Here is a 9523-nt window from a genome sequence, read left to right as displayed (position 1 = left end):
TTAACTGTATTTCTGGAAAGCGAGAGATAATTGCTAATAAAGAGCTTACTCTTACCGCTACAATAGAATTTTAGTGCTTTTCTAATTTTGCTCATGTCTGTTAGTTTATTGGCCATAAATCCGTCGTTTTTTTAACGAATTTAAGGGCTAACAACATGAAAAAAGTAGTTGTTTTTTAGGTGGTCACTTTCAACTGGAATCAGGTGGTCAGTTTGCTCCGGAATTGGGTGGTCAATTTCAACCGAAACAAGTGGTCAATTTACACTGGAATTGGGTGGTCAATTTGACCGTTTTTTCCAGTAAATCTCCCGTAATGTCCATTTGCGCTATCTGATTGAAAAAATTAGTCGGTTCCATAGTTTAATTTGATTTTATAGTCTAACATTTGCTTAATTGTAGCTTCGTCATGTCCAATGGCACGTAAGCGTTCTTCATATTTTTTCATTCTTTCTCTGTAATCCTGCTCGGCTTCTTTTCCACGCAGTAGCAATAGGTGTGTGTTCCAGCCTGACATAGCTTCCCTAATTATAATATCAAGTTTAAATACGTATAATCTTTCTTCAGACTGTTCTTCATCAGACAACCCAATCTCTGCATATTGGGTTAAAACGTTCCAGTAATTCAGCGACCAATCTTGTTTGTCCCTGCGTTCTGCTTTTACAAATTGGTTGAAAAGGTAATCTGCAAATTCATTTTTCTTCTTGTTTTCCTTTGTCATGATTGTAAATTTTAAATAGGCGACCACCTGTAAAGGCAGTCGCCTGTAGTTATTAATTGAGATTTAAGATTTCCGAGCCGTTTATTAAAAAGGCAGTACACAATTCAAATGCTTTCTGTGATTTGATTTGAGCGGTTCCACCCATTACAATACTTTGTAACTTGGCTTCATCATCTTTGTAATTGCGTACATTCTGATAGTAGCCTGTCACAGCATTGTATGCACCGAACAATGTACCTTTGGTGGTATCCATTTGTTGTGTGTCGCTTGTCATAGCATAGGCAAAGGCATCTTGCACCACATTTTTGAACACGGTAGAAACTTCATCTTCCGCACCCTTTTTAAGCAAATCCAATGTTTCCTTGTTCGGGCAAAGTGCCAATTGGATTAGTTTTTTTACTTCTTGGTCAGTCACCTTTACTTTAGCCCACTGGTTAAATATTCCTTCTAACTGGTTGCTTAAGGTATCCGCTAATCCCATAACCTTGTGGGCATTTTCCAAATGCTGTTTTGCTCCCGAAGTATGTTTGATGCGTACCACGTTGCTCATCGAACGAAGCGAGGCGTTAAGGGTATTTTGGCAAACAATACGGATAGGGGTGAAGGCTGCTGTTATGCTTCCACTGCCATCGTGTGAAGTGGTCAGGAAAATGTACTTTTCCGTTACATCATCGCCATTTCCTACTCGGATATAGTCGGGTAGTTTGGCGGTGATAAAGATGCGTTCCCCTTGTCCCAATGCTCCTGCAGTTTCGTACAATATTCCTTGTGAACCACCTACAATGGCATCAAAGAAATTGAATGCTTCACGGTTTTGTACGATGTGATAGTCTTTGCCAACCACCCCCAATACGGCATTGTTATCGGCACGGATATTGGCATAATAGGAAGGTACTTCCAATTCGTTACTGCCTATTTCAATTCCGTTTGTGGTTTCGATGATGCCCGAACCTTTGGTATATAGTGGTGTTTTAATGACTTCATAATCTAATCCTGCGTGCTTGATTGCTTCTTCGCTTGTAGGGTATTGCTCTACGACTTGCCCTAAGCCGTGCCACGCTTTTTCTTTTACGCTAAAGAATGAATAACGTCCTGTTGTGCTGTTGAAATTGATATTATGTGCCATGATAAAATGATTTTAAAAGTTTAAAAATTGTTTAGATACTTGTTATTAAAATGGGAGGTCGTCCTTTTCCTTGCTATTGTTGGTTCTTGTGGGAGTTTGTACCGTTTCGGATTTTTTGCCACGCCCGTGCAGTTTGATTTGCGAGGTATAGAAATTCAGCCCTGCATGTGTTTCTCCGTCACTGCCCGTCCACGCCCTTGCACTTACTCTGCCTGTTAGTTCCACAAGAGTGCCTTTGGTGAGTATACCCGCCACCTTTGGGCTAATCCAGTAGGCGCAATCGAAGTAGGTTGTCTGCTCTATACGTTCGCCCGCTTTATTTCGGTAGCTGTCGTTGATGGCTACTGAAAAGTTTACAACCTGTTTGCTGTTTGACACGTTGCGTACCTGCGCATCCGCTGTAACTCTTCCAATGATGTTCATGATTTCTACGATTTTTAGTGAATTACTTTTTTTTAAAATTTTATTCGGCAATGAGAGGGAGGTGCTGTTTTGTTTCATCAAATCCATTTGTAATATTTTATTCTCATTGCTGACATTTTTTTTATTCGTCTAAAGAGCCGGAGTATGCTATGTTTCGTTTCATGAGCATAAAAAGGTGAGTGTTTAGCAATAGCAAGGCTTCGGCAAAAAATACTACCCGTATGGGTGGAGATTTTTTACCGAATCTGAAGGACATGGCCTTGCTATTGCGTTAAGAACACGGAGTTACCTTTGCTCCTGAAATAAGACAAAAGCATACAGGTTTTTGAATATAAAAATGAAGGGGAAGCAACGAAGATATTGGTAAATGGTTCTAATGATCAGAAAATTTCATCAATATGACAAAATCTATAAATCGATGTTTAAGATTTTTTTTTAAACTGCTGTTGATAGAGTTATTGATTAATAATATTAGATTAGTTAGAGCACAAATAGTTGATGCTACTAGTGGTGATTGAGGTCTTGATTATATGTTAGATGTAGTTACAATACAAATAATTGTTACTGATGTTGTTGATGTAGCTAAATAATTATATATTTGTTCACTAATATTAAGTGTTCACGTTTTCGTGAACACAAGCATAAAGTGAACAAGATGAACGAGCAGTACATTATACAGAACGCAATACATAATCTTCATAAAGATGAGATACGTGCTGAATGGAGAGAAGCAACTAATGATGGTATCATTGATGGAAAGCTGACGCTTTATATGAAGTATCATCCTGCTGTTGTATTAAATGTAGAAGTTAAAAAAGAACTACGTGGAATGCATCTTACCATTATGGAGGATAAGGCACGCAGTGAAGCACCATTTATGATAGTTGCTAATCGTATATTTCCTAAGGTTAAGCAGGAGCTAAAAGAAAAGAAAATCAATTACTTGGAGGCAAGCGGAAACATGTTCCTGCTAATGGATGGCCTTTACATTAATATTGACGGCAGGAAAAATGAGGTTACTGCAGTTACTGGCGGCAACCGTGCCTTTACAAAGACTGGGCTGCAGGTCATATTCCAGTTTCTAATTGAAGAAGAATGGGTAAATCGACCATATCGTGAAATAGCGCAACGCACCGGTACCGGCTTGGGTAATATTAATAATATATTCAATGGGCTGGCACAGGAAGGTTATCTCTTACAGCTGACAAAGAATGAGCAAAAGTTGGAAAATAAGAAGCAGCTATTGGAAAAATGGATTTTGGAATATGAGAAACGTCTTAAGCCGACGTTAAATATTGGTACATTCAGGTTTTTGAAGGAAGAAGATTTTTACAATTGGAAAGAAATTCCTCTTAAAAACCAAGAAACATATTGGGGCGGTGAACCCGCCGGGGCAATTTATACAAATTACCTGCGTCCAGAAGAGCTGACAATTTATACCGCAGAAGAATGGAATGATTTGATCAGGAACTATAGATTGGTTCCGGACAAGCAAGGTAATGTCAAGGTATTTAAGAAATTCTGGAAACATGATTTAGTAAACGAAAATGCAGTGCATCCACTTTTGGCATATGCCGATTTAATGAATAAGGGAGATAGAAGATGTACAGAAACAGCACAAAGAATATACGATGAGTACTTACAAGATAAGTTTTAAGCAATTAAGGCAGGAAGCAAAGCTTTCAGAAATGCTTACGGCACTGGAGAGGGGTTTGAAAAAATTTAGTATAGATTTCTATCTCGTTGGGGCAGTGGCACGCGATGTTTGGATGTCCGCAATAAATGATATCCCGCCAAGCCGCATTACGGGAGATATTGATTTTGCTGTTTTCATCAATGATAAAGGAACCTATGAAGGATTAAAAAAATATCTGATAGAGACTGAGGGATTCCATCCATACAAAGGCAATGCATTTGTACTGGTGTGGAAAAGTTACATTCAAGTTGATTTACTGCCGTTTGGCGAGATAGAAGGTAAAGGATCTCATGTAAGGGTCGAAGGCACCGGTCTTACAGATGTTAGTGTTCCCGGTTTTAAGGAAATATATGATGCAGGACTTCCGGAAGCAGAACTGGAAGGAAAGCACCACTTTAAATTCTGCACGCTTCCAGGAATAGTATTATTAAAGCTGATGGCATTTGAGGACCGACCTGAAATCCGTAGGGACGATATTAAAGACATCAGTAAGATTTTAAAGCACTTCTTCGACATGTATACCGAAGAGATTTATGCAAACCATCTCGATTTATTTGGTCAAGATCAAGAACTCGATATGTTGGCTGCACGCGTTATGGGGCGGGATATGGCAAAAATAGCAAGATTGAATGAAGAGTTGTTTGTCAGGATCGCATCCTTGTTGGATAAGAATACGGTGAGCCCTGCCAGTAGTGAAATAGCAAAAATCATGGCTGAATTTTTCGAAAATACTGTTCAGGCTAGCATGGATATGTTGATTGAGATTAAGGTCGGATTTATGGAGTAGGATTAATATTGTATCTTAATATAATGAACTCGGAATTTAAAACAAGAGATAGAAGCTTACTTTAAAACAGAGGCAGCATATAATTGAAAACCTGCCACAATGTTTTATTAGATATTTGTATATCTTAGCATTACACAAAATATAATATCTATGGAGGACTATCTTAAAAAATTCCGTGATCGCTTACGTATTATGATCATTCTTTATACTTTTTGCGATCCATTGGAGGATAAAAGATCAGGGAAATATGGTGTATTTCGCAGTGAGATAAAAATACAGGCGTTAGATTTTCTTCTTCGCTATCCTGATTTTCTTTCAATGGAATTAATGGATTTATTAGATAATAATACATCAAATGATAAAGAAAAGATTGGGAAAATAATTGAAGCTATTTATTTAGATAATGAACCCGAATTACGGGTGGAAGAAATGGAAAAATTTTTTCATGGAGCATATGAAAGTATTGATGATGTGATAGCATATCTTGTCAGCGTTGGTTTAATCACACATGAAAGTAAAAAAAGATCTGATGGAAAGACATATGATAAAATATACTACATAACTTATGAAGGCTCTAATAAAATTATAGGATTTCTCAATGATATTTCAGCGGTAGAATGGTATTATGATCGTTGTATGTTGATAAAGGAATATTTTGGAAGTTTTTCAGGGACAGAGTTAAAATCTAGACAATATAGATATGGGGAGTATAGTAATATCTCTTACCGTAGCCATATCCAGAATATTAATAGCAAGGTAAAACTAGCATATTTTCAAAGATTTAATAAATCATTATAATGGACGAAAGACAGATTAATTATAAAGATTTCCTCAAGTATGTTCACGAGCACTTTGCAGAGAATATCACTTTAGAAGAAGTGGAAGCAATCCTTCATTTAGAAGAAGATTACAATAAAGATAGTCCAAATTCATTAGGGAAATCCCTAGTAATTGATCGGTTATTATTTACGGGGCAAAAGAAAACCGGTGAGAGCTTTATATTCGATCAGCCAGTTTACCAAGGTATTAATGTTTGGATTGCTGACAACCACAAAGGAAAATCCACCATTTTTAAAATCATAAAATTTGCTCTAACTGGAGCAGATAGTATTAAGAAAGATATCAAACCCTGGATTACTGAAATATTCCTTCAATTTACTATTGGTAAAATAACCTATACGTGCTACATTAATAGGACAGGAAGGGACAGGGGCGGAGTCTATAGATTTTCAATCAATAGGTTCATGGAGCTAAGAGAAAACCAAAAGTTTGATGATGCACAAAAAGAGATTGAGTTTGAATTTAATAACCAAATACAATTCGAAGAGAAGATACAGGACTTTTTTTTCGAGCAGTTTTCATTTTATACCCTAAAGTATACCCAAAAAAATAGTGCCAAGGACTCTTTTGAAATGAATACTTCAAGTCTTAGTTGGGCCACTTATTTTAAATCTATTTATTTGGAATCTAGTAACTACGAATATCTTTTTTTTGATAAAGAAAGATATGGCTTACAGGGGAAAAAAATATTCGAAATGATCTTGGGTTTACCCTTGACATACCCCATTAATATGCTAAACATTCAAATGGATAGGGTATTGGAAACTATTGGTAAAAAGCGACTAATTGATAAAACCAAGCTGGAGTTTAACAAAAATAACGAAGTACATTTAAAAAAGAGGCTGGCTGAAGTTACTCTTGAAATGAAAGCTCTTCAAGAGGGGCAAAAAATTGAATTCAATGATCGCCCATTAGTAGAGGAATACAACAAATTGTTTGAAAAAATTAACGAGTCAAGAAAACAGCAAAGGGGTGTTTCCGATGCCTATCAAAAAGGGAAAAATGAACTGATTGCCTGTGAGGCAGAATTACAAAGCCTTGAGGGTGATAAAGCAAAGATTTCGTCAGAAATAACTATGCTGAGAAAGAGAGAGCTCAATATCGATATATATCGGCAATCAGAAAGTTTCTTTACAAATCTTGAAATAAAAACCTGCCCGCATTGTGAAAAAAAAGTCAGTGAAGACAAAAAAAAGAGTGAAGTAGAAGATCATATATGCAGCTTATGCGGGGAAGAGTCTAAAGAGCAAAAAGTTGATCCAGAAGAAATAAATGAAAAGGCGAAACTTTTAGAAGTTGAAAGAAGTAAACATGAAGCAAAGTTAGAGCAAATTGATAACACCCTTAAGAAACGTTATGAGGATATCGAAATATTGCGAAAAAAGAATGCTGAGGAATATGCAAAATCTGTAGCATTCACTCCTATAGAAACAGACAGCCGTAGATTGTCAGAGATTCAAACAGAGATTGAATCGATTGGTAAACAAAGATCGAAATTCACGGATTTACTAAATAAAAAGGATAATTTTATCAAGGAAGAGGCAGTATTGTTATTCCAGCTTAACGAGATCGCTAAGCAGGAATCACAAATTGATTCCAATGAAATGGCAAATCTAAATTTAAAACGGGATGTTTTGGATTATGCGCTTAAGGGTCTGGAAAAAAAGCGTGTACAGCTGAATAAGGATATTCTTAGTAAACTGCAGGAATTAATCATTAATGAGGTTCATGCCTTTGGCCTGTTGAGCATAGATAATATAGAAATTTCGGACAAGTATGAACTAATTTTTTTACAACATGGTATTGCAGTAAGTTTTACTGATCTTACCGAAGGCGAAAAATTAAGAGTTAAGCTCGCATTTTACTTAAGCTTGATTCAATTGGATATTGAACATAATTTAGGAAGGCATCCGCGGTTTTTGATATTTGATTCGCCAGGTAGTGAGGAGATGGTTCCCAAGCATTTACAGGGTTTGTCTGATATCTTTAAAAGTATTAATGACCGATTCAAAGATAAATTGCAAATATTTGTTGGTTCCGCACTGCGAGATTTCTCCCATATTACTGACAATGAAAAGACATTTATAAAAGAGGAGGATCATTTTGTCTTTTAACGCTATGGATAAAAATGTACTTTTAGGCACTGATTTTTCAAAAATTATTTTTTTAGATAATTTCTATGTCAATGTGGATGTGGAGAATGAAGATGGCTCTGCTGTCTTACATTTTTTAAAAGAAATAATTAATACCACTGAAAACACATATATTAAGAGAGCCGCCTGCAAGATTATATGCGAACTGACAGCGGTTAACATAATAAAAAACCGCTATTCCTCTCTAGGTGTTTTATTTGATTTTCTCTCCAGTAATACTAATGAATTAATAGACATTGCATTAAAACAATTACCTTTTTTTATTGAGCTTTTGACAAGTGAAATAGAGCATAAAGTTATAGACCTTACCGATCATGATAATGGCGATATATCCAGTCAGGCTTTTCTTTTTTTAGGGATTAAAACCTTCTTTTTTAGTACTTCTAAGAACGATTTTCCAAATTTTATTAGTACAATTTCTGAGGCTGAAAAATATTTTATTGCAGCTGAAAACGTAATGAACAACCGGGATGATGCCCGGTTTTATATTATATTGATTCAGTTGACAAAAGCTTTATTTTCTAATGACCAGGTAGGTGTGGAAACAACGGTTACCGGGTTATATGAGAATTTACAGGTTAGAGCTTTGTATGAAATTGATGTTACTGGTCTGGAACTTGAATATCTAATTTTTCAAATGTTTGATTCTTTAAATAGAAATTATAAGATTGCAATCCGGTCACAAGAATGGCTGGATATTAGGCACGAGACTCAAATGATCCTAGAGGCTAGCATGGAAATAGATAAATTAAAATTGCACAATTCAAGATTTAATAATATTACCAAAAAAATTATTGAGGAGTCAGTTTCTAAAATAGAATCAAATATTTATAATTTTCATCTTTATGGGGAGCGTAAGAGACTAATTGCTCTGCATTCTCAAAGTGATAAAAGATTGGCTGATTTTATAGATTCAATACTTCAGTCTTTGCCAGATCAAGATAATGGAACAATAGATGATAATGAAGTATTGGCAATGTTAGTCGAATTTATGGATGCTGAAGGAGGCCTTGAAATCTATAATAAAATTCAGAAGAAGGAACTGTCTTTTGCAAAAGCAATTGGGCAGTTTATAAAAAATAACTACAATAGTAATTTGTCAATACGCACAGGTAGTTTGGCAGGAGAAGAGATATTTAACGTGTTGATGAGAGAAATTGATATGGTGCTTCCTAAATATTCCAAAGAAAAAAGGAAAACATTTTCGGCTGTACTTGAGGAAGTTATTCGTTATTGCCAAGCTACATTTGTTGGAAATGAAAAGAAACGATTTCCCTTTCTATACAGTACATCTGCAAAAGGAAAAGGTACCAAAGCTAGTGAGCAGGATTTGCAGGACAGTATGATTTTATATTTTGAACATTCTAATATTGCAGATGGATTTGAACATGAGAAGTCTAAGTTTGTGGATGGCGGACGTGTCGATATAGTGTATAAAAAAGATATTCTAACCGTACCTATCGAATTAAAAAAATCATTGTCGCGTCCTGATAAAGATATGCTCGAAGAAAATTACATTGCCCAAGCACAAACTTATACAGCAGGATATGATCAATTGGGTATTTTTGTCTTGTTGGAAATGAGCGACAAGAGTAAAGAACCAATGGCTAATTTCAAAGATTGGTTTAAAATTCATCATTTGCGGCCATCTACAGGTCAGGAAGTATCCTTCCCAGATTATATAATCTCGGTTGTGATACCAGGCAATCGAACTAGCCCAAGTTCAAAAAGTACTTACAAATAGAATATTTGGCCAGACCTCAGTTTAGCGTAATGAATG

At 35.9% G+C, this 9523-nt stretch carries 8 protein-coding genes; 5 read left to right on the top strand and 3 right to left on the bottom strand.

The annotated features are described in order from the left end of the window. Window positions 1-343: 343 nt before the first annotated feature. From E0F98_RS15600 to E0F98_RS15590, 3 genes are read right to left on the bottom strand one after another with little or no spacing between them, the layout of a single operon-like run. Window positions 344-718 carry a hypothetical protein gene (locus E0F98_RS15600; RefSeq protein WP_132113130.1) on the bottom strand — a complete coding sequence of 125 codons (375 nt, stop codon included), beginning with the start codon at window positions 716-718 and terminating at the stop codon, window positions 344-346. 52 nt (window positions 719-770) lie between these two features. Further along, a complete protein-coding gene (locus tag E0F98_RS15595) occupies window positions 771-1844 on the bottom strand; it encodes a DUF932 domain-containing protein (RefSeq protein ID WP_132113128.1) in 1074 nt (357 codons plus the stop codon). A 45-nt stretch (window positions 1845-1889) separates the two neighbouring features. Then, on the bottom strand, window positions 1890-2267 hold the full coding sequence (locus tag E0F98_RS15590) for a single-stranded DNA-binding protein (RefSeq protein WP_132113134.1): 378 nt from the start codon (window positions 2265-2267) through the stop codon (window positions 1890-1892). A gap of 655 nt (window positions 2268-2922) precedes the next feature. Between E0F98_RS15590 and E0F98_RS15585 the strand changes: the two genes are divergently transcribed. The 5 genes from E0F98_RS15585 to E0F98_RS15565 all read left to right on the top strand — a co-directional run bounded on the left by E0F98_RS15585 (window position 2923) and on the right by E0F98_RS15565 (window position 9487). After that, the gene (locus E0F98_RS15585) at window positions 2923-3924 is read left to right on the top strand and encodes a type IV toxin-antitoxin system AbiEi family antitoxin (RefSeq protein ID WP_132113126.1); all 1002 of its coding nucleotides are present in this window, start codon (window positions 2923-2925) and stop codon (window positions 3922-3924) included. Then, window positions 3899-4750, top strand: a complete 852-nt coding sequence (locus tag E0F98_RS15580) for a hypothetical protein (protein WP_132113124.1) — start codon at window positions 3899-3901, stop codon at window positions 4748-4750. The genes E0F98_RS15585 and E0F98_RS15580 overlap by 26 nt, the downstream gene beginning before the upstream one ends. A gap of 150 nt (window positions 4751-4900) precedes the next feature. Beyond that, window positions 4901-5548, top strand: coding sequence for a hypothetical protein (locus E0F98_RS15575; RefSeq protein ID WP_086452622.1), 648 nt, complete (start codon window positions 4901-4903; stop codon window positions 5546-5548). Continuing rightward, window positions 5548-7704 carry a coiled-coil domain-containing protein gene (locus E0F98_RS15570; RefSeq protein WP_132113122.1) on the top strand — a complete coding sequence of 719 codons (2157 nt, stop codon included), beginning with the start codon at window positions 5548-5550 and terminating at the stop codon, window positions 7702-7704. Before E0F98_RS15575 ends, E0F98_RS15570 begins: the two co-directional genes overlap by 1 nt. A 4-nt stretch (window positions 7705-7708) precedes the next feature. Next, window positions 7709-9487, top strand: a complete 1779-nt coding sequence (locus E0F98_RS15565) for a hypothetical protein (protein ID WP_132113120.1) — start codon at window positions 7709-7711, stop codon at window positions 9485-9487. The last annotated feature ends 36 nt before the right edge of the window (window positions 9488-9523 follow it).

This window comes from Flavobacterium hiemivividum, assembly GCF_004349145.1.
Taxonomy (GTDB): domain Bacteria; phylum Bacteroidota; class Bacteroidia; order Flavobacteriales; family Flavobacteriaceae; genus Flavobacterium; species Flavobacterium hiemivividum.
The sequence above is the reverse complement of the archived record's forward strand: the minus strand, read 5'-3'. Positions and strand labels throughout refer to the sequence as shown.

Coding starts and splice junctions, on each gene's coding strand:
- E0F98_RS15600 (WP_132113130.1), bottom strand. CDS start 718: ATGACAAAGGAAAACAAGAAGAAAAATGAATTTGCAGATTACCTTTTC.
- E0F98_RS15595 (WP_132113128.1), bottom strand. CDS start 1,844: ATGGCACATAATATCAATTTCAACAGCACAACAGGACGTTATTCATTC.
- E0F98_RS15590 (WP_132113134.1), bottom strand. CDS start 2,267: ATGAACATCATTGGAAGAGTTACAGCGGATGCGCAGGTACGCAACGTG.
- E0F98_RS15585 (WP_132113126.1), top strand. CDS start 2,923: ATGAACGAGCAGTACATTATACAGAACGCAATACATAATCTTCATAAA.
- E0F98_RS15580 (WP_132113124.1), top strand. CDS start 3,899: ATGAGTACTTACAAGATAAGTTTTAAGCAATTAAGGCAGGAAGCAAAG.
- E0F98_RS15575 (WP_086452622.1), top strand. CDS start 4,901: ATGGAGGACTATCTTAAAAAATTCCGTGATCGCTTACGTATTATGATC.
- E0F98_RS15570 (WP_132113122.1), top strand. CDS start 5,548: ATGGACGAAAGACAGATTAATTATAAAGATTTCCTCAAGTATGTTCAC.
- E0F98_RS15565 (WP_132113120.1), top strand. CDS start 7,709: ATGGATAAAAATGTACTTTTAGGCACTGATTTTTCAAAAATTATTTTT.